This is a genomic window from Shinella agrisoli, assembly GCF_046557955.1.
In the GTDB taxonomy this organism is placed as follows: Bacteria; Pseudomonadota; Alphaproteobacteria; order Rhizobiales; family Rhizobiaceae; genus Shinella.
Window position 1 is genome coordinate 87,068 of the sequence record NZ_JBJIEP010000007.1, and the last position, 17,402, is coordinate 104,469.

Annotated in this window: 18 protein-coding genes; 9 read left to right on the forward strand and 9 right to left on the reverse strand. The window is 67.8% G+C overall.

Annotated elements, in window-relative coordinates; all coding sequences use genetic code 11:
- The 3 genes from ACIIOY_RS09335 to pheT all read left to right on the forward strand — a co-directional run bounded on the left by ACIIOY_RS09335 (position 1) and on the right by pheT (position 2,994).
- Positions 1–237 carry a DUF4160 domain-containing protein gene (locus ACIIOY_RS09335; RefSeq protein WP_411034376.1) on the forward strand — a complete coding sequence of 79 codons (237 nt, stop codon included), beginning with the start codon at positions 1–3 and terminating at the stop codon, positions 235–237.
- Complete coding sequence (locus tag ACIIOY_RS09340) at positions 218–493, forward strand: DUF2442 domain-containing protein (protein WP_411034377.1); 276 nt, start codon at positions 218–220, stop codon at positions 491–493. The genes ACIIOY_RS09335 and ACIIOY_RS09340 overlap by 20 nt, the downstream gene beginning before the upstream one ends.
- A gap of 74 nt (positions 494–567) precedes the next feature.
- On the forward strand, positions 568–2,994 hold the full coding sequence (pheT, locus tag ACIIOY_RS09345; protein ID WP_411034378.1) for a phenylalanine--tRNA ligase subunit beta: 2,427 nt from the start codon (positions 568–570) through the stop codon (positions 2,992–2,994).
- 235 nt (positions 2,995–3,229) lie between these two features.
- Here the strand turns inward: pheT and mbfA are convergent, their stop codons facing one another.
- On the reverse strand, positions 3,230–4,213 hold the full coding sequence (mbfA, locus tag ACIIOY_RS09350) for an iron exporter MbfA (protein WP_411034379.1): 984 nt from the start codon (positions 4,211–4,213) through the stop codon (positions 3,230–3,232).
- A gap of 118 nt (positions 4,214–4,331) precedes the next feature.
- Here mbfA and ACIIOY_RS09355 point away from each other — a divergent pair, with 118 nt between their 5' ends.
- The gene (locus ACIIOY_RS09355) at positions 4,332–5,156 is read left to right on the forward strand and encodes a C40 family peptidase (protein ID WP_411034380.1); all 825 of its coding nucleotides are present in this window, start codon (positions 4,332–4,334) and stop codon (positions 5,154–5,156) included.
- A 40-nt stretch (positions 5,157–5,196) separates the two neighbouring features.
- On the opposite strand, the gene ACIIOY_RS09360 is transcribed toward ACIIOY_RS09355, so the two are convergent.
- The 3 genes from ACIIOY_RS09360 to ACIIOY_RS09370 form a co-directional block, all read right to left on the reverse strand.
- The gene (locus ACIIOY_RS09360; RefSeq protein WP_411034381.1) at positions 5,197–5,859 is read right to left on the reverse strand and encodes a YiaD family glycine zipper/OmpA-like lipoprotein; all 663 of its coding nucleotides are present in this window, start codon (positions 5,857–5,859) and stop codon (positions 5,197–5,199) included.
- 122 nt (positions 5,860–5,981) lie between these two features.
- Positions 5,982–7,007, reverse strand: a complete 1,026-nt coding sequence (locus tag ACIIOY_RS09365; protein WP_411034382.1) for a histone deacetylase family protein — start codon at positions 7,005–7,007, stop codon at positions 5,982–5,984.
- A 152-nt stretch (positions 7,008–7,159) separates the two neighbouring features.
- Positions 7,160–7,570, reverse strand: coding sequence for a hypothetical protein (locus ACIIOY_RS09370; RefSeq protein ID WP_411034383.1), 411 nt, complete (start codon positions 7,568–7,570; stop codon positions 7,160–7,162).
- Positions 7,571–7,699: 129 nt separating this feature from the next.
- On the opposite strand from ACIIOY_RS09370, the gene ACIIOY_RS09375 reads away from it, so the two are divergent.
- A complete protein-coding gene (locus ACIIOY_RS09375) occupies positions 7,700–8,500 on the forward strand; it encodes a helix-turn-helix domain-containing protein (protein ID WP_411034384.1) in 801 nt (266 codons plus the stop codon).
- Here the strand turns inward: ACIIOY_RS09375 and ACIIOY_RS09380 are convergent.
- Positions 8,458–8,847, reverse strand: coding sequence for a GtrA family protein (locus ACIIOY_RS09380; RefSeq protein ID WP_411034385.1), 390 nt, complete (start codon positions 8,845–8,847; stop codon positions 8,458–8,460). The two genes, ACIIOY_RS09375 and ACIIOY_RS09380, sit on opposite strands and share 43 nt — an antisense overlap.
- Positions 8,844–9,839, reverse strand: a complete 996-nt coding sequence (locus ACIIOY_RS09385) for a glycosyltransferase (protein WP_411034386.1) — start codon at positions 9,837–9,839, stop codon at positions 8,844–8,846. Before ACIIOY_RS09385 ends, ACIIOY_RS09380 begins: the two co-directional genes overlap by 4 nt.
- A gap of 112 nt (positions 9,840–9,951) precedes the next feature.
- On the opposite strand from ACIIOY_RS09385, the gene ACIIOY_RS09390 reads away from it, so the two are divergent.
- The 3 genes from ACIIOY_RS09390 (at position 9,952) to ACIIOY_RS09400 (ending at position 14,033) form a co-directional block, all read left to right on the forward strand.
- Positions 9,952–11,784 carry a hypothetical protein gene (locus tag ACIIOY_RS09390; protein ID WP_411034387.1) on the forward strand — a complete coding sequence of 611 codons (1,833 nt, stop codon included), beginning with the start codon at positions 9,952–9,954 and terminating at the stop codon, positions 11,782–11,784.
- 70 nt (positions 11,785–11,854) lie between these two features.
- Positions 11,855–13,435: an exodeoxyribonuclease VII large subunit gene (gene xseA / locus ACIIOY_RS09395; RefSeq protein ID WP_411034388.1), complete on the forward strand. Its 1,581-nt coding sequence runs from the start codon at positions 11,855–11,857 to the stop codon at positions 13,433–13,435.
- 7 nt (positions 13,436–13,442) lie between these two features.
- A complete protein-coding gene (locus ACIIOY_RS09400; RefSeq protein WP_411034389.1) occupies positions 13,443–14,033 on the forward strand; it encodes an NAD(P)H-dependent oxidoreductase in 591 nt (196 codons plus the stop codon).
- Between the two features lie 42 nt (positions 14,034–14,075).
- Here the strand turns inward: ACIIOY_RS09400 and ACIIOY_RS09405 are convergent, their stop codons facing one another.
- The gene (locus ACIIOY_RS09405; protein ID WP_411034531.1) at positions 14,076–14,558 is read right to left on the reverse strand and encodes a MarR family winged helix-turn-helix transcriptional regulator; all 483 of its coding nucleotides are present in this window, start codon (positions 14,556–14,558) and stop codon (positions 14,076–14,078) included.
- 84 nt (positions 14,559–14,642) lie between these two features.
- On the opposite strand from ACIIOY_RS09405, the gene ACIIOY_RS09410 reads away from it, so the two are divergent.
- Positions 14,643–15,551, forward strand: a complete 909-nt coding sequence (locus ACIIOY_RS09410; protein WP_411034390.1) for an EamA family transporter — start codon at positions 14,643–14,645, stop codon at positions 15,549–15,551.
- Positions 15,552–15,583: 32 nt separating this feature from the next.
- Here the strand turns inward: ACIIOY_RS09410 and ACIIOY_RS09415 are convergent, their stop codons facing one another.
- Both ACIIOY_RS09415 and ybaK read right to left on the reverse strand, forming a co-directional pair.
- Entirely contained in the window at positions 15,584–16,837 is a 1,254-nt protein-coding gene (locus tag ACIIOY_RS09415) for an aminopeptidase (protein WP_411034391.1), read from the reverse strand.
- Between the two features lie 64 nt (positions 16,838–16,901).
- On the reverse strand, positions 16,902–17,375 hold the full coding sequence (gene ybaK / locus ACIIOY_RS09420) for a Cys-tRNA(Pro) deacylase (RefSeq protein ID WP_411034392.1): 474 nt from the start codon (positions 17,373–17,375) through the stop codon (positions 16,902–16,904).
- Positions 17,376–17,402 lie beyond the last annotated feature (27 nt).

The window sequence follows — 17,402 nt, forward strand, 5'->3', positions numbered from 1 at the left end:
ATGCCGACCCTGCTGATCTGGCATGGATACAAGTTCCGGTTCTACGCCTCCGATGGCCCGGAACCGCCACATGTCCATGTCGTGAAGGATGCGAGATCGGCGAAGGTCTGGCTCGAAAGCATGGAAATGGCTTACAGCCACGGCTACAATAGCCGCGAGATTGCCGAGTTCTCCGCCAAGATTGCCGAGAACCGCAACGACTGGATGGAGAAGTGGAATGAGTTCTTTGGAGTTTGAGACCGAAGAGATGCGTCCCGTCTCTGCCGTCTGCGATGCGGAATTCGTCTATGTCGCACTCGCGGATGGTCGCCAGATTCGTGCACCTCTCTGGTGGTATCCCTTCCTGGCCCATGCGACGGCGCAGCAACGGGCGCGCGTGGAGCTGCAATTTTCCGGCGTCTGGTGGCCGGATCTCGACGAGGGCATCTCCGTTAAGGGCCTCCTGCTTGGCTGGAAGGCGCCCGGCGCCCAAGCCCCTGGGAAGGCCGCCTGACCCGACCCGTTTGCAAAACGTTTCAATTCATCTGAAAGACGGTCTGCCCCACGGAGACCTGAAGGAAAAGAACCATGAAATTCACGCTCTCCTGGCTGAAGGACCATCTCGATACCGACGCCTCGCTCGACGAGATCTGCGCGCGGCTGACGGCGATCGGGCTCGAAGTGGAGGACGTCGACGACAAGGCGGCCTTCAGGCCCTTCGTCATCGCCAGGGTCGTCTCGGCAGAGCAGCATCCGAACGCAGACAAGCTCAAGGTGCTGATGGTCGATACCGGCAGGGGCGATCCGGTCCAGGTCGTCTGCGGCGCGCCGAACGCCCGCGCCGGCCTCGTCGGCGCCTTCGCGGCGCCCGGCATGCACATCCCCGGCATCGGCGTGACGCTTGCCGTCGGCACCATCCGCGGGGTCGAGAGCCGCGGCATGATGTGCTCGGAGAAGGAGCTGGAAATCTCCGAAAACCATGAGGGCATCATCGATCTGCCGGCCGATGCGCCCGTCGGCGCGAGCTATGCCGCCTATGCCGGCCTCGACGACCCGGTCATCGAGATCAACCTCACACCGAACCGTCCCGACTGCACGAGCATCCACGGCATCGCCCGGGATCTTGCCGCCTCCGGCCTCGGCCGGCTCAGGACGCCGAAGGCGCCGTCCTTCACGGTCGAGGGCGAGACGCCGGTTAAGGTGACGCTGGAGCTCGGTGGCGACGAGCACCTCTGCCCCGGTTTCGCGCTCCGCCTCGTGCGCGGCGTGAAGAACGGCCCGAGCCCACGCTGGATGCAGCAGCGGCTCATCGCCATCGGCCTTCGCCCGATCAACGCGCTCGTCGACATCACCAACTACATGACCTTCGACCAGGGCCGTCCGCTGCACGTCTTCGATGCGGCCAAGGTGAAGGGCAACCTCGTCGTGCGCCGCGCGAAGGACGGCGAGACGGTGCTGGCGCTCGACACGCGCGAATACACGCTGAACCCTTCCAACGTCGTCATCGCCGACGACAACGGCGTGGAATCGATCGGCGGCATCATGGGCGGCGAGCATTCCGGCTGCGACGAGAACACCGTCGACGTGCTGATCGAATCGGCGCTCTGGGACCCGATGAACATCGCCAAGACCGGCCGTTCGCACGGCATCATCACCGATGCGCGCTACCGCTTCGAGCGCGGCGTCGACCCGGAATACATGGTGCCGGGCCTCGAGCGCGCCACGGAACTGGTGCTGGAGCTTTGCGGCGGCACGCCGGCGAAGGCCGACGTCGTCGGCTACAAGGGTTACACGCCCAAGGTGATCGACTTCCCCTTCTCCGAGGTCAAGCGCCTGACGGGCCTCGACGTCTCGGAAACCGAAAGCACGGACATCCTCACCCGCCTCGGCTTCACCGTCACGGGCTCGGGGAAAAGCGTCCCGGTCGCGGTGCCTTCCTGGCGTCCGGACATCGAGGGCAAGGCGGATCTCGTGGAAGAGGTCATGCGCATCCACGGCGTCGACAATATCCGCCCGGCGCCGCTCGAAAGCCACGGCACGGTGAACGGCCGCATCCTGACCACGCTGCAGATCCGCTCGCGGCTCGCCAAGCGCGCGCTCGCCTCACGCGGCATGCTGGAGGCCGTCACCTGGTCGTTCATCCCGAAGGCCCATGCCGAACTCTTCGGCGGCGGCGCGGCGGCGCTGGCGCTTTCCAACCCCATCGCCGCCGACATGTCCGACATGCGGCCCTCGCTGCTGCCGGGCCTGCTGGCCGCCGCCCAGCGCAATGCGGACAAGGGTTATGGGGATGTTGCGATCTTCGAGGTCTCCGGCACCTACGAGAACGACCGGCCGGAAGGCCAGCGCCGCGTGGCCGGGGGCGTGCGCCGCGGCACGGCTTCGCTCGCGGGCGCCGGCCGCCTGTGGTCGAACGCCGCCAAGGGCGGCGGCAAGCCGGTCGACGTCTACGACGCCAAGGCCGATGCGCTCGCCGTGATCGAGGCTTGCGGCCTGCCGATGGGCAATGTCCAGATCGAGCGGGGCGCTCCAGGCTGGTATCATCCCGGCCGCTCCGGCACGATCAAGATGGGGCCGAAGGTCGTGCTCGGCCATTTCGGCGAGTTCCATCCGAAGACGCTCGGCGCGCTCGACGTCTCCGGCGCGCTCTGCGGCTTCGAAATCTTCATCGACGCCATGCCGGAGCCGAAGAAGAAGGCGACCCGGACCAAGCCGGCGCTCGACCTTTCGCCCTTCCAGGCCGTCAAGCGCGACTTCGCCTTCGTGGTCGACAGGACCGTGGAAGCCGGCGCCCTCGTGCGCGCGGCGAACGGCGCCGACCGCAAGCTGATCGCGGCGGTCAACGTCTTCGACGTCTTCGAGGGCGCCTCGCTCGGCGAAGGCAAGAAGTCCATCGCCATCGAGGTCGTCATCCAGCCGACCGACAAGACGCTGACCGACGAGGATTTCGAGGCGCTGACGGCCAAGATCGTCGGCAATGTCGTGAAGACGACGGGCGGCACGCTGCGCGCGTGATGACCGGATGCGGGGCGACAGCGCCCCGCTTGCGTTTTGTGAACGGACCGTCGCCGTTTCCCGCATTGCGGATCGATTAGCCCGACCTTAACTCCCTTTTCGGGAGGGTATCGAGGTCGAAATGGATTCTATCGCCAATCTCCTGCCGCTCGCCGTCATGGGCGTCGCCGTTTATCTCTTCTTCCGCTGGGTGGTGCGCGACATGAACCGTCCGACGCGGCGCTAAACAACTTCTCTACGCGTTGCCGATCAAGACGCCCGCCGCCAGCACGAGGCTGCCGCCGAGCACGACCTGCAGCACGGCGCGGAAGAACGGCGTTTCCATGTAGCGGTTCTGGATGAAGGCGATAGCCCAGAGCTCCACGAAGACGACGAAGACGGCGATCGCCGTCGCCACCAGGAAGTTCGGGATCAGGTAGGGAAGCGCATGGCCGAGGCCGCCGATGGCCGTCATGATGCCCGAGGCAAGACCGCGCTTGACCGGCGAGCCGCGGCCGGAAAGCTTGCCGTCGTCATGGGCCGCTTCCGTGAAGCCCATGGAAATGCCGGCGCCGACGGAGGCCGAGAGGCCGACGAGGAAGGTCTGCCAGGTGTCCTGCGTGGCGAAGGCGGCGGCGAAGATCGGCGCCAGCGTCGAGACCGAGCCGTCCATCAGGCCGGCAAGGCCGGGCTGCACATAGGTCAGCACGAACTGCCGCCGCGCGGTCTGGTCCTCCTCCGCTTTCACGTCCTTGGGCGTATGCTCCTCGCCGAGCCTTCTGGCGAGCGATTCGTGCGATTTCTCCGCAAGCGCAAGGTCGCCGAGCAGCTTGCGTGTCGCGGCATCCTGCGTGCGCGCGGCGGCGGTGAGATAGAAGCGGTGCGCGGCCTCCTCCATCGCTTCCGCCTGCGCGCGGATCCTCTCGAGCGGCATGTTCTGGATCAGCCAGTCGGGCTTGCGCTCCGGGAAGTCGCGCACATATTCGCGCCGGACCAGCGGGATGCGGTCGCCGAAGCGCTCGACGTGGCGGTCGATCAGCATCTGGCGGTGGTGGCTTTCCTCCGCCGCCATCTCCTCGAAGACGCGGGCGGAATGCGGATAGGCGTCGCGCAGCGCATCGGCATAGGCGAGGTAAATGCGCCCGTCGTCCTCCTCCGACGAGATGGCGAGGGCGAGGATTTCCTGTTCGCCGAGCGATTCGAGGCTGCGTTTGCCGGGGTGGAGAAGGCGGGAGAACATCTGCGGGCATCCAGTTTAGAATTATTCTAAATATAGGATGGAACGTGCAGCGGTCAACCTCGACAGGATGTCGCGCGCGAGGCTAGAGTGGCATCGTGCAGATTGTAAGGGACGAGACGTGACCGCCGGACTGAAGCCGCTTTCCGCAAGCCGCGACACGCTGCTCGATCGCCTCGGCCGCAGGCTTGCCGACCGGCTGCAAAGCCAGACCTCCGGCTACGAGCCCTATACGCCCTCCGATCCCGAGACGCTGGCGCGCACGCTGCGGCCTGGCGACGTGCTGCTGGTCGAGGGCAACCAGAAGGTCTCGGCGGCGATCAAGTACCTGACGCAATCGACCTGGTCGCACGCCGCGCTCTTCGTGGGCGACGAGGTGCCGCTGACGCTGGACCAGGCGGCCTTGCCCTCGGCGGAGCGCCCGCAGCTCATCGAGGTCAATCTCGGCGAGGGATGCGTCGCCGTGCCGCTCACCAAGTACCGCACCTACAACACGCGCATCTGCCGCCCGGTCGGGCTGACGCCGGAGGACCGCGACACGCTGATCGCCTTCATGGTCTCGCGGCTCGGGCTGAAATACGACCTGAAGAACATCACGGACATGCTGCGCTACTTCCTGCCGACGCCGCCCGTGCCGGTGCGCTGGCGCCGCCGCATGATCGCCTTCGGCTCGGGCGACCCGACGCGCGCGATCTGCTCGACGCTGATCGCGGAAGCCTTCGAGGCGATCCGCTATCCGATCCTGCCGGACGTGATGCGCGCGCCCGGCCATGCGGCCGCAACCTCGACCTATTCGCGCGAGGAGATCCTGCACATCCGCCACCACTCGCTCTATACGCCGCGCGACTTCGACCTCTCGCCCTATTTCGAGATCGTCAAGCCGACGCTGAAATACGGCTTCGACTACAAGCGGCTGGCATGGGCCCCGAACAGGGAAGGGCCGTGAGAACGGCCCTTCGCGACACCGCAGCGAAGACGGGCGCCCGTCACTGGCGCAGCGGCGAGATCGCGATTTCGACGCGGCGGTTCTGCGCGCGGCCGGCTTCCGTCGCATTGGAGGCGATCGGCCGCTCCAGGCCGTAGCCGACGGCCGACATGCGCCGCGGATCGACCCCGCGCGCGGCGAGATAGTTGGCGACCGAGTTGGCGCGGCGTTCGGAAAGGTCCTGGTTGTAGCCGGCATTGCCGACCGAGTCGGTATGGCCGTCCACGTCGATCAGCGTCTTGTCGAACTTGCGCAGCACGAGCGCGACCGAATCGAGCGTCGGGTAGAAGGGCGGGATGACCTGGTCCTGGCCGGTCGCGAAGGTGACGTTCGACGGCATGTTGAGGATGATGCGGTCGCCCATGCGCGTGACCGAGACGCCGGTGCCCTCGAGCTGCGCGCGCAGTTCCGATTCCTGCGTGTCCATGTAGTTTCCGATCGCCCCGCCGGCGAGCGCGCCGACGCCGGCGCCGATGAGGGCCGCGTTGCGGCGCTGCACGGGGTTGTTGCCGATGAGGAGGCCCGCCGCGGCACCGAGGCCCGCGCCGATCGCCGCGCCGCCGGCCGTGTTCGAGATCTTCTGCTCGCCCGTATAGGGATCGGTCGTCGTGCAGGCGGAGAGATAGGCCGCGGCAACCGCGACAATCGCAACTTTCTTGTACATGGATGGTCCCCGGAGACTTCGATGATTCTGCTTCAACCTAGCGATTGCGGCAGGAACATGAAAGGGCGGCGCTTTTGCCGGAATCGCTTGACGACCCGCCCTTTGCGCTCGATGTGCCGGCGTCAGCCGGCGATGCCCCTCAGCGTGTTGGCGACGTTGAGGCCGATCTCCGGCACGCCGTAGCCGCCTTCCATGACGACGAGCACGGGAAGGCCGATCGCGGCGACCGCCCGTCCCATCGTGATGTAGTCCGGCGAGGTCAGCTTGAAGAAGGAGATCGGGTCCTTCTCGAACGTGTCGACGCCGAGCGACAGCACGATCACCTCCGCGCCGAAGGCCGAGATGCGCTTCAGCGCGTCGAGAAGGGCCGCCTCCCAGACCGGATAGGGCGTGCCGGGCGGCATCGGATAGTTCTGCGTGGTGCCCTCGCCCGCGCCCTTGCCGGTCTCCTCCGCATAGCCGAGGAAATGCGGGAAGGCCTCGGCGGGATCGCCGTGCAGCGAGGCGAAGAAGACGTCGCCGCGTTCGTAGAAGATGTCCTGCGTGCCGTTGCCGTGGTGGAAGTCGACGTCGAGGACCGCGACCTTCTTCGCGCCCTTGTCGAGGAAGCGCTGGGCGGCGGCGGCCGCGTTGTTGATGAAGCAGTAGCCGCCGAAACTGTCGATGCCGGCATGGTGGCCCGGCGGGCGGCAGAGCGCGAAGGCAGCCTTCTCGCCGCCCGCCACGATGTCGGCCGCCGTCAGCGCGGTCTGCATGGAGGAGACGGCCGCCTGCCAGGTGCCGGGCGAGATCGCCGTCTCGGCGGCGTTGCAGTAATAGCCGAGCAGCCCGTCTATCTGGGTGGGGATGCGCGGCGAGGTGCGGCGCACGGGAAAGGAGGTGGCGATCGCCTCGCCCCGGTAGCCGGCGGCCTTCCACCGGTCCCAGGCGGTTTCGAGGAAGGCGAGGTAGCCGGCGTCGTGCACCTTCAGCGCGGTTTCGAGGCCATGGCGCTCCGGCGCGGACACGTCGGTGAAACCCGCATCCTTGACCGCCGCCAGGATCCATTCCGCGCGGAACGGCGCCTCGAAGGGCGGCACGAGTTCGCCGCCGTAAAGCTCGCTGCGGGCGTTCCTGAGCTTGTGGTCCTCGGAAAAGATAACGCGCATGACAGGCTCCCGTTTTCGTTCGGGCGCCACGGTAGTGCATTTTCCATGGATGGGGAATCTCTCCCTTGGGGTAGGCGGCGGCTTTGCCATGAGGCCTGAAACGACCTCCGCCCCCGCCTGCGGCGGAGGCGGACGGGCGATGGGGATGCCGCTCAGGCGAGGGCGGCGCGCTGCTGCCGCCAAAGGCCGATCTGCTTGAGGAGCAGGATGTCGGCAACGGCGACGGCAGCGACCGCGACGAGGCCCATGCCGGCGAGCGTCAGCCCGTCCCGGGCGAAGAGAAGGAGGGCAAGGCTGCCGAGGACCCAGAGCGCATCGCCGGCGATGGCGAGGCGCACCGCCGCGGACGACGGCCGCGCCTGCCGGGCGACGGCAAGGTGGAAGGCACCCCACAGGACGAAGAACGCCGCAAATCCGGTGACGACGGCCGGCGTCGCATGAGGGCCGACGAGGCTGCCGATAGGGCCGGGCAGGCCGAAGAGGGCAGCGGCCGTGACAAGGGAGAAGATGCCGTCGGCGAGCATGACGGACGTCAGCAGGTTGCGGTCGAGCGTGGCGAACATGATGGGCTCCTTTCGTTGTCGATGAGCCGATCCTGCGGGGAACCGCGATGCAAACCAACTACCTTGGAGGTAATGGAAATCATGCCGCGTCTCCTGTTTATTGCGCGGAAGAGACGGACGGAGGCAGGAATGGAATTCGGCGAACACCTGAAGGAATGGCGCAGCCACCTGCGCATGAGCCAGCTGGAGCTCGCGAGCGAGGCCGGCATTTCCGCCCGCCATCTTTCGTTCCTGGAAACCGGCCGCTCGCGCCCCTCGGAAGGCATGATCCTCCGGCTTTCCGCCGTGCTCGACATTCCAGCGCGCGACCAGGGCATGCTGTTTTCCGCCGCAGGTTTCCGCCCGCGCTTCGCGACCGCGCCGGCCGCAAGCCTCGACGCCTTTCCGCCGGCGGTGGCCGAGGCGATCGGCCTCATCCTCGCCCGGCACGATCCCTATCCCGGCGTCGTCTTTGACCACGAATACAATGTGCTGACCGCCAACCAGGCGTTCCTCGGCCTTGCCGGTATGGCGGGCATCGCGGTCTCGCCGGGCGACAATTTCCTCGATGCCTATCTCGGCCCGACGCCGCTGCGCTCCATCGTCGTCAACTGGGCGCAATCGGCCGCCGACCTCGTGCACCGCATCCGCGCCGAGGCCTGGCTGCAGGGGCCGCGCAGCCCGCTCCTGAAGCGCATCGAGCGGCTGGCCGCGGCTGAGGACGTCAAGGCCGCGCTGGAAGCCTTCCCGGAGACCGACCGGCTGCCGATCCTGCCCATCGAAATGAAGATCGGCACAAAGCGCCTCAACTGGATCACCACCCTCACCTCCTTCGGTTCCGCGCAGGATGCATTGGTGCAGGGCGTGCTGATCGAGAGCTTCTTCCCGGCCGATGCCGGGACGCGGGCTCACTTCGAGGGAGCGGATGCGCCGAAGACGAAGCGGGAATAGCCGAGGAAGGACCAGGCCATCGCGGCCAGCGAGGCGATGGCGACGGCGAGGACCGGCCAGAGCGTCGGGAAGGCGAGGACCAGCGCCGAATAGACCGCATAGTTCAGGAGCGCGGCGCCGATGCCGACCCCGCCGTAACGCGCGCCCTCCGCCGCAAGGCCGCGATCGCTTCGTCCGAAGGTGAAGGTGCGGTTCAGCCAGAAGGTGAAGAGCATGGCGGCCGCGATGGCGATGACGCGCGCGGCGAGCGGCCCGAGCGGCGTGACCCGGAGCAGGAGCGCCAGCACGCCGGCATCGACGAGGAAACCGGCGCCGCCGACGATGGCGAAGAGGAGGACGCGCCTCATGCGGCGCGCGGGCGCACCGCCGTCTCCTCGGACGCGCGCACACGGCGATGACCGGCGTGGCCCGCAGGCAGGCTCATGTAATGGATGCGCAGCTGCTCGGCGCGGGCGCGGGCAAGCGAATCGAGGATCAGGCCGGCGGAGAAGACCAGGAACGAGATCATCATCAGCGCCAGCGAGAAGACCCAGGTCGGCATGCGCTCGACCAGGCCGGTCTGGAAATAGGCACCGAGCACCGGCGCCATGAAGGTGAGGCTGAGGACCATGAAGCCGCCGCTGATCGCGCCGAAGAAGGTGAAGGGACGCGTTTCCTTCATCAGCATGGCGAACATCCAGAGGATTCTCGCGCCGTCGCGGAAGGTCGAGAGCTTGGAGTGCGAGCCCTCCGGCCGCCGGCCGTAGTCGAGCTCCAGTTCGGCGACGGGCAGGCGCAGCCGCGAGGCGTGCACAGACATCTCCGTCTCGATCTCGAAGCCGCCCGAGACGGCCGGAAAGCTTTTCGCGAACCGGCGCGAGAAGGCGCGGTAGCCGGAGAAGATGTCGGAGAAATCGTTTCCGAAGAGCGAGCGGAACAGCGAGTTGAAGATGCGGTTGCCGAAGGCGTGGCCCTGGCGGCCGGCATCGGCATGCACCCCGCGGCGCGTGCCGACCACCATGTCGGCGCCCTCGGTGATCAGCGTGCGGACGAGCTCCGGCGCATCGCAGGCCGAATAGGTGCCGTCGCCGTCGGCCATGATGTAGATGTCCGCCTCGATGTCGGAGAACATCCGGCGCACCACGTTGCCCTTTCCCTGCCGGCGTTCGCGCACGACCGTCGCGCCGGCGAGCGCGGCGCGCAGGGCTGTCGTATCGGTGGAGTTGTTGTCATAGACATAGACGCGGGCCGAAGGCAGCGCCGTGCGGAACCCGGTGACGACGTCGCCGATCGTCTGCGCCTCGTTGTAGCAGGGAAGCAGGACGGCGATGTCGAGGTCTTCCAGCAAGGCTTCCGTCATGGCGCGCGTTCTCCCGTGGCAGGCCGCGCATGCGACCTGTGGTTTTACTATTTCTTGAGAAGGTTAAGGCTAGGTTTCGGCTGGCTTCAAACGGCGGACGAAAGGGCGAAACGTGCCGAAATCCCTGCCGGCGGCACTGCCGCTCGCACAACCGGAGACCTCCGATCGCCGCAAGGGCCTGACGCCCGGCGTGCTCGCCCTCTACGCGCTTACCGCGATCGCGCTGCTGCTCGCCATCTCGCTGCCGTTTGCGGCCGACTATGTCGGGTCCGACAACGACGACACGATGCGGCTCGTGGTGGTGCGCGATCTTCTTGCCGGCCAGGGCTGGTTCGACACGACGCAATACCGCCTCGGCCTTGCCGGCGGCACGCCGATGCACTGGTCCCGCTTCATCGACCTGCCGATCGCCAACCTGATCGGCTTCTTCTCTCTGTTCGCGGAACAGAGGCAGGCCGAGGCGCTGGCGCTCGCCGTATGGCCGGTGCTGCTCGTCGTGCCCGTGCTCTTCGGCATGGGCCTTGCGGCCTACCGGCTGGGCGGGCGCATGGCGATGCATGCCACGCTGGTGCTCGCCTGCGTCTTCGTCGTGGCGCTCAACCGCTTCCGGCCGGGCTCCATCGACCACCACAATGTCCAGCTCGCGCTCGTCGCCTGCATTACGGCCATGCTGCTCGATCCTCGGATGCGGGCGCGCGACCATGCCGTCGCCGGGATGCTCGCCGGCCTCGCCATCGCCATCGGCGCGGAAACGACGCCGCTGATCGGCGCCGTCTGCCTTGTCGTCGCGCTGCGCTGGGCCTGGCACGGGCCGGCCTTCCGGGAGGCGGCCGCGGCCTTCGGCCTTTCGCTGGCGCTGACGGTCACGCTCTCCTTTTTCGCGACCGTCGCGCCGTCGCGCTACACGCAAGTGACCTGCGACAGCCTTTCCTACGGCTTCTATGCGCTCGCCACGCTCGGCGGCGGCACGCTGTTCCTCACGGCCTCGCTGACGAGCGGCTGGTCGCTGCGCGGCCGGCTCGCCGCCTTGGCCGGGGCGGGCGCCGTCATCGCCGCATCGGTCCTTGTCATCGCGCCCGGCTGCCTTGCCAATCCGCTCGACACGCTCGATCCGCTGCTGAAGACGTTCTGGCTTGCCGGCGTCATCGAGGCGCAGTCGGCCGTCGCGCAGTTCAGGCTCGATCCGGGATCGGTCGGCAGCTTCTACGCGCCCGGCCTCATCGCCATGCTGGCCTGCCTCTGGCGTATCCGGCGCCGGCAGGCGGCGGAGGCGCACCTTGTCGTCCTCGCCCTGCTTGCCGTGGCCTTCGCCGTCTCGCTCGTCCAGATCCGCGGCGCGATCTTCTCCAACATGCTTTCCGCGCTGCCGCTCGGCCTTGCCATCGCGGACCTCCGGCGCGCCTCCAACGCCGACCCGAAGAACCTCAAGAAGGGGTTTGCCTTCATCGGCCTGACGCTCGCCTCGGTGCCCGCCGTCTGGGCGCTGGCCGGCGCACTCATGCCCGGCCGCTCGCAGGACGTGCTGCAGGCCGGGCTTTCGGCCGCGGCGGCAGAGCGGCCCTCATGCAGCGCCGAGGCATCGATCATGCCGCTTGCCGCAGAGCCCGCCGGCGTGGTCGCCGGGCCGTCCAACCTCGGAGCGGCGATCCTCCGCCATACCGGCCACCGCGTGCTCTCGGCGCCCTATCACCGCAACCAGGGCGGCATGCTGACCGAGCTGCATATCGGCCTTTCCAATCCGCGGCAGGCGGAAGCCTTCCTGCGCGGGGCGCATGTGACGCTGCTCGCCTTCTGCCCGGACGACAACCAGACCGTCGATCTCGCGGAGGCCGAACCCGGCGGCCTTTATGCCGGCCTCCTCGAGGGCAAGGTGCCGGATTATCTTGAACCGATCGCGGGAATGGAAAACGCCTCGCTGCGGCTCTACCGGGTGAAGCCGGAATAGGAAGAGCGGACCCTGGGGATGTCGCCTGCCGCGGCCTGTCATCCGGGAGGAAACGCACTACACTTGGCCCATGAGCTTCTTTTCCGAGACTGATTCGCCCTCGAACCTTGCCGAATATTCGGTGTCGGAACTGTCCGGCTCCATCAAGCGCACGATCGAGCAGGCCTTCGACCAGGTGCGCGTGCGCGGCGAGATCTCCGGCTATCGCGGCCCGCATTCCTCCGGCCACGCCTATTTCTGCCTGAAGGACGACCGGGCTCGCCTCGATGCGGTGATCTGGAAGGGCAGCTTCTCGCGCCTGCGCTTCAAGCCGGAAGAGGGCATGGAGGTGATCGCCACCGGCAGGGTCACCACCTTCCCCGGCTCCTCGAAATACCAGATCGTCATCGAGGCGCTGGAGCCGGCCGGCGCCGGCGCGCTGATGGCGCTGCTCGAAGAGCGCCGCCGCAAGCTCGCCGCCGAGGGCCTGTTCGATGCGGAGCGCAAGCGGCCCCTGCCCTTCCTGCCGAAAGTCATCGGCGTCGTCACCTCGCCGACCGGCGCGGTCATCCGCGACATCCTGCATCGCATCGCCGACCGTTTCCCGGTTCACGTCGTGGTCTGGCCGGTCAAGGTGCAGGGCGAAGGTTCCGGGCAGGAGGTGGCGGCGGCCATCGAGGGTTTCAATACGCTGGATCCGGCGGGGCCGATCCCGCGGCCGGACGTGCTGATCGTCGCGCGCGGCGGCGGGAGCCTCGAAGACCTCTGGAGCTTCAACGACGAGATCGTCGTGCGCGCCGCGGCCGCCTCGCAGATCCCGCTGATCTCCGCGGTCGGCCACGAGACGGACTGGACGCTGATCGACCACGCGAGCGACCGGCGCGCGCCGACGCCGACGGGCGCGGCCGAAATGGCCGTGCCGGTGAAGGCCGATCTCGACGCGGAAATCGCCTCGCTTGCCGCGCGCCTGAGCGGCGCCACGGCCCGCCAGATGGACAACCGCCGGCAGGGTGTCCGCGCACTCGCGCGGGCCCTGCCCTCGCTCGACCAGCTTCTCGCCCTGCCGCGCCGCCGCTTCGACGAGGCGGCCGCGGGCCTCGGGCGCGGCCTGCAGATGAACACGGCGGACAAGCGCCGCGCCTTCGAGCGCACGGCGGCGCATCTCCGGCCCGACATGCTGCTTACCCGCATCGCCGAGCGCCGCCAGCGCGTCGCCGATCGCCTGCAGCGGGCCGAGCGCATCGTCGAGCGCCGGCTGGACCAGCTCGGCGCCCGCCTTTCGGCCTTCGACGTGTCGCTGCGCGCGACACCAGCCCGCATCAAGGCGCAGACCGAACGCTCGCGCGACCGGCTCAAGGGTCTTGCGCTGAGGGCCGAAAGCGCGCTTGCCGGCGACCTTTCCCGGCGGCGCGCCATGCTTCTGGCGCAGGACCGCATGTTGCAATCGCTCTCCTACCGGAACGTGCTGAAGCGCGGCTATGCCCTGGTGCGCGACGAGGAGGGGACGCCGGTCAAGGGGGCAACGGAGCTCGGCCCCGGCCGCACCATCGCCATAGAATTCGCCGACGGCACGGTGGACGCCGTCACCGGCTCGGGCGGCGGAACGCCGCGCAGGAAGGCAGCCAGGACGGAAGCGGAAAAGCCCGCGCCGCGCCAGGGCTCGCTGTTCTGAGGCCGCCATGCGCATCCTCGTCGTGCTCGCCCACCCGCTGGAGGAAGGCTTTGCCGCAAGCGTCGCCGAGACGGTGCGCGGGACCCTCACGGCAAACGGTCATACGGTCGACGTGCTGGACCTCTACCGCGAAGGCTTCGATCCGCGGCTGAGCCGTTCCGAGCGCTCGCGCTATTTCGAGCCGGCCTACGATCCGTCCGAGGCGGAGCCCTTCGTTTCCCGGCTGAAGCAGGCGGATGGGCTGGTGCTCGTCTTTCCGCAATGGTGGTTCAATTTCCCGGCCATCCTGAAAGGTTTCTTCGACCGGGTCTTTGCACCCGGCGTCGCCTTCGAGAGCGATCCGGACGGCGGACGCATCCGGCCTCGGCTCGGCAACATCCGCCTTTTCTGGGCCTTCACCACGACGGGTTCGCCCTGGTGGGTGGTGCATCTCTACATGGGCAATCCGGTAAAACGCCTGCTGAAGCGCGGCATCGCGGCCTTCTGCGCAAGGGGCCTCGATTTCAGGCTCGTCAACCTCTACGACATGGACCGCATCGACGAGGCGAAGCGCAAGGCGCATCTTGCAAGGGTCGCAAGGCTCACCGGCCGGATCTGAGGGAGAACACGGCAGGTCCCCTTCGGCAAGATCGGCTGTCGATCACTCGAATTCCTTCAGGAACTTGCGCAGCAGCCCGTCCAGCGCCGCCCGTTCCTGTGCGCTCAATCCCTCGATCAGCCGGTGCTGGTTCTCGACATGGGCGCTCACCGCCTCGTCCACCAGCGCAAAGCCCTTCGGCGTCAGCGCGATGATGACGCTGCGCCGGTCGTCCGGATTGTGCGCGCGCTCGATGAGGCCAGCCTTTTCCAGCTGGTCGAGCCGGTTGGTCATGGTGCCGGAGCTGACCATCGTGGTGGCGAGCAGATCGCCCGGCGACAGCCGGTAGGGCGGGCCGGAACGGCGCAGCGTCGCCAGCACGTCGAAGCTTGCCGAATTGAGCCCGTGCGCGGCCAGGCCCTTCTCGGTCTCGCGGGCAAGATGCGTGCGCAGCCGCGCGAGACGCCCGAGCAGGCCCATCGGCGCGACGTCGAGGTCCGGCCGTTCGCGGTTCCATTGGGCGAGAATTCTGTCGACGTGATCCATGGCGGAACTAAAGGCGGAGATCATCTTGACGTCAAGATAAAATGCTATATCTTGACTTCAAGATTCTTTGTATGGAGATAAATCATGTCCCGCGCCTCGGACGCTCTTCTGACCGCCACCGCGCCCGCCATCTGGGGCAGCACCTATATCGTCACCACGGAGCTCCTGCCTGCCGGCTATCCGCTGACCGTCGCCATGCTGCGCGCACTCCCGGCCGGGCTTCTGCTGCTGCTCCTCGTCCGCCGGCTGCCCGAGGGCATCTGGTGGCCGCGCACCTTCCTGCTGGGAGGGCTCAACTTTTCGTTCTTCTGGGCAATGCTCTTCGTCTCCGCCTATCGCCTGCCGGGCGGCGTCGCGGCAACGGTCGGCGCCGTCCAGCCGCTGATCGTGCTGGGCCTGTCGCGCGCCGTGATGGGAACGGCGATCCGGCCGCTCTCGGTCCTGGCCGGCCTTGCCGGCATCGGCGGGGTGGCCCTGCTCGTGCTGACACCTGCCGCGAGCCTCGACCCGATCGGCATTGCGGCCGGCCTTGCCGGCGCCGTCTCCATGGCCTTCGGCACGGTGCTCTCGCGCCACTGGCAACCGCCGGTGCCGCCGCTGACCTTCACCGCCTGGCAGCTGACCGCCGGCGGCCTCCTGCTCGTGCCCGTCGCACTCGTCTTCGAGCCGGCCCTGCCGGCGCCGACGGCGGACAACCTCCTCGGCTTCGTCTATCTCGGCGTGATCGGCGCGGCGCTCACCTATATCGTCTGGTTTCGCGGCCTGTCGCGGCTCGGCCCGGCGATGATCTCGCCGCTCGGCTTCCTCAGCCCGCTCGTCGCCGTCGTGCTCGGCTGGGCGCTGCTCGGGCAGGATCTGAGCGCGCTTCAGATCGCCGGCATGGTGGTGGTGCTGGGCAGCGTCTGGCTCAGCCAGTGGGCGCAGGCGACCCCGGCGACGACTACGCCGCGCATGCCCACGCCCTCCGGCGCTCAGCCGTCAGCCTGCCGCTGACGCCCTTCCGCTACCCCTCGCCTTGTTCGGCATCACGCCCATTCGCCGGCGCGCATGACCGGCACGCGGCTTCCATCGGCGCGGATGCCGTCGATGTCCACCTTGTCGGAGCCGATCATCCAGTCGATATGGATGAGGCTTTCGTTGCCGCCCCGCGCCCGGATCTCTTCCGGCGTCAGGCTCGCGCCGTCGAGGAAGCACTTGGAATAGCACTGGCCGAGCGCGATGTGGCAGGAGGCGTTCTCGTCGAACAGCGTGTTGTAGAAGAGGATGCCGCTCGCCGAGATCGGCGAGGAATGCGGCACCAGCGCCACCTCGCCGAGCCGGCGCGCACCCTCGTCCGTATCCAGCACCTTGTTCAGGACCGCCTCGCCCTTCGAGGCCTTCGCCTCGACGATGCGGCCGCCCTCGAAGCGCACCCTTATGTCGTCGATCAGCGTGCCCTGGTGGGAAAGCGGCTTGGTGGAGGAGACATGGCCGTCCACGCGCAGCGCATGGGGCGTCGTGAAGACCTCTTCCGTCGGGATGTTGGGATTGCATGTGATGCCGTTCTTCGCCACGGAGGCGCCGCCGTGCCATTCGTGGCCGTCGGCAAGGCCGACCGTCAGGTCCGTGCCCGGCCCCTTGAAATGCAGGGCGGCGAAGCGCTCGCCGTTCAGCCAGGCCGAGCGCGCTGCAAGGTTCGCATTGTGCTGCGCCCAGGCGGCGACCGGATCGGCGACGTCGACGCGCGAGGCGGCGAAGATGGCATTGGCAAGCTTTTCCACCGCCGTATCCTCCGGATCGTTCGGGAAGACCTGCCTTGCCCAGGAGGGATTCGGATAGGAGACAATGTTCCAGTTGATATCGAAATTGGCGATCTTCTCCAGCGCCGGCTTGTAGGCGGTGGAGTTCGCCTTGTTGGCGCGGGCGACCTTCACCGGATCCTCGCCGGACAGCAGCATGGGATTGTCGCCGGCAATGGCAAGGCGCGCCGCGCCATTGGCATAGGCCTTGGCCATGCCCTCGTAGAGCCAGCCGGCGGCCCGGTCGAAGCTCTCGTCCGGCGCATGGTGGTAGCGCGCCAGCGTCGCCTCGTCGTCGGCATAGAAGGTGCTGACGAGGCCCGCGCCGGCCTTATAGGCGTGCTTTGTGATGAGGCGCGCGAGGGGGAGCGCGGCAATCGGCGCGGTCATCACGAGATCCTGCCCCTTCTGAAGCTGAAGGCCGACGCGCACGGCGACTTCGGCGAGCTTGTCGAGCTTTGCGGCGTCGACGGGGGAGGCGGAGTTGGCTGGATGGGTCATGGCATGCCTGTCTGGTTTGCGAACGATAAGGCGAACTTAGTGCGCCGGACGGCGGATGAGAAGGTCAGGCGACGACGGGCGCGGCGGTCGCCTTCAGCGCCGCCGCGGCGTCGCGCGGGGAAAGGCGCACCTGGAGCCCGCGCTGGCCGGCGTTCATGTAGACCGCCTCGTGCGCCAGCGCCGTCTCCTCGATCGCCGTCGGCACCTGCTTCCTCTGGCCAAAGGGGCTGATGCCGCCGACGACGAAGCCGGTCAGCCGCTCGGCATCGGCCGGCTTCATCATGTTCGCCGACTTGCCCTTGAAGGCGCTCGCCAGCTTCTTCATGCTGACCTCGCGGTCCGAGGGCACGATGACGCAGACCGGCTTGCCATCCACCTCCACCATCAGCGTCTTGAGCACGCGCGACGGGTCCTCCCCCAGCGCCGCGGCCGCCTGGATGCCGACGCGGTCGGCGCCGGGATCGTAGTCGTAGGCATGGACGGTGAAGGAAACACCGGCCTTCGCGAGGGCCTGGGTGGCGCGGGTAGTCTTGGACATGGGCAGGCCGTGACAAGTGAGATTAAC

Coding starts and splice junctions, on each gene's coding strand:
- ACIIOY_RS09380 (WP_411034385.1), bottom strand. CDS start 8,847: ATGAGGCGCGTCCTCCTCTTCGCCATCGTCGGCGGCGCCGGTTTCCTC.
- ACIIOY_RS09360 (WP_411034381.1), bottom strand. CDS start 5,859: ATGTACAAGAAAGTTGCGATTGTCGCGGTTGCCGCGGCCTATCTCTCC.
- ACIIOY_RS09415 (WP_411034391.1), bottom strand. CDS start 16,837: ATGACCCATCCAGCCAACTCCGCCTCCCCCGTCGACGCCGCAAAGCTC.
- ACIIOY_RS09400 (WP_411034389.1), top strand. CDS start 13,443: ATGCGCATCCTCGTCGTGCTCGCCCACCCGCTGGAGGAAGGCTTTGCC.
- ACIIOY_RS09405 (WP_411034531.1), bottom strand. CDS start 14,558: ATGGATCACGTCGACAGAATTCTCGCCCAATGGAACCGCGAACGGCCG.
- mbfA (WP_411034379.1), bottom strand. CDS start 4,213: ATGTTCTCCCGCCTTCTCCACCCCGGCAAACGCAGCCTCGAATCGCTC.
- ACIIOY_RS09385 (WP_411034386.1), bottom strand. CDS start 9,839: ATGACGGAAGCCTTGCTGGAAGACCTCGACATCGCCGTCCTGCTTCCC.
- pheT (WP_411034378.1), top strand. CDS start 568: ATGAAATTCACGCTCTCCTGGCTGAAGGACCATCTCGATACCGACGCC.
- ACIIOY_RS09365 (WP_411034382.1), bottom strand. CDS start 7,007: ATGCGCGTTATCTTTTCCGAGGACCACAAGCTCAGGAACGCCCGCAGC.
- ACIIOY_RS09340 (WP_411034377.1), top strand. CDS start 218: ATGAGTTCTTTGGAGTTTGAGACCGAAGAGATGCGTCCCGTCTCTGCC.
- ACIIOY_RS09335 (WP_411034376.1), top strand. CDS start 1: ATGCCGACCCTGCTGATCTGGCATGGATACAAGTTCCGGTTCTACGCC.
- ybaK (WP_411034392.1), bottom strand. CDS start 17,375: ATGTCCAAGACTACCCGCGCCACCCAGGCCCTCGCGAAGGCCGGTGTT.
- ACIIOY_RS09375 (WP_411034384.1), top strand. CDS start 7,700: ATGGAATTCGGCGAACACCTGAAGGAATGGCGCAGCCACCTGCGCATG.
- xseA (WP_411034388.1), top strand. CDS start 11,855: ATGAGCTTCTTTTCCGAGACTGATTCGCCCTCGAACCTTGCCGAATAT.
- ACIIOY_RS09370 (WP_411034383.1), bottom strand. CDS start 7,570: ATGTTCGCCACGCTCGACCGCAACCTGCTGACGTCCGTCATGCTCGCC.
- ACIIOY_RS09410 (WP_411034390.1), top strand. CDS start 14,643: ATGTCCCGCGCCTCGGACGCTCTTCTGACCGCCACCGCGCCCGCCATC.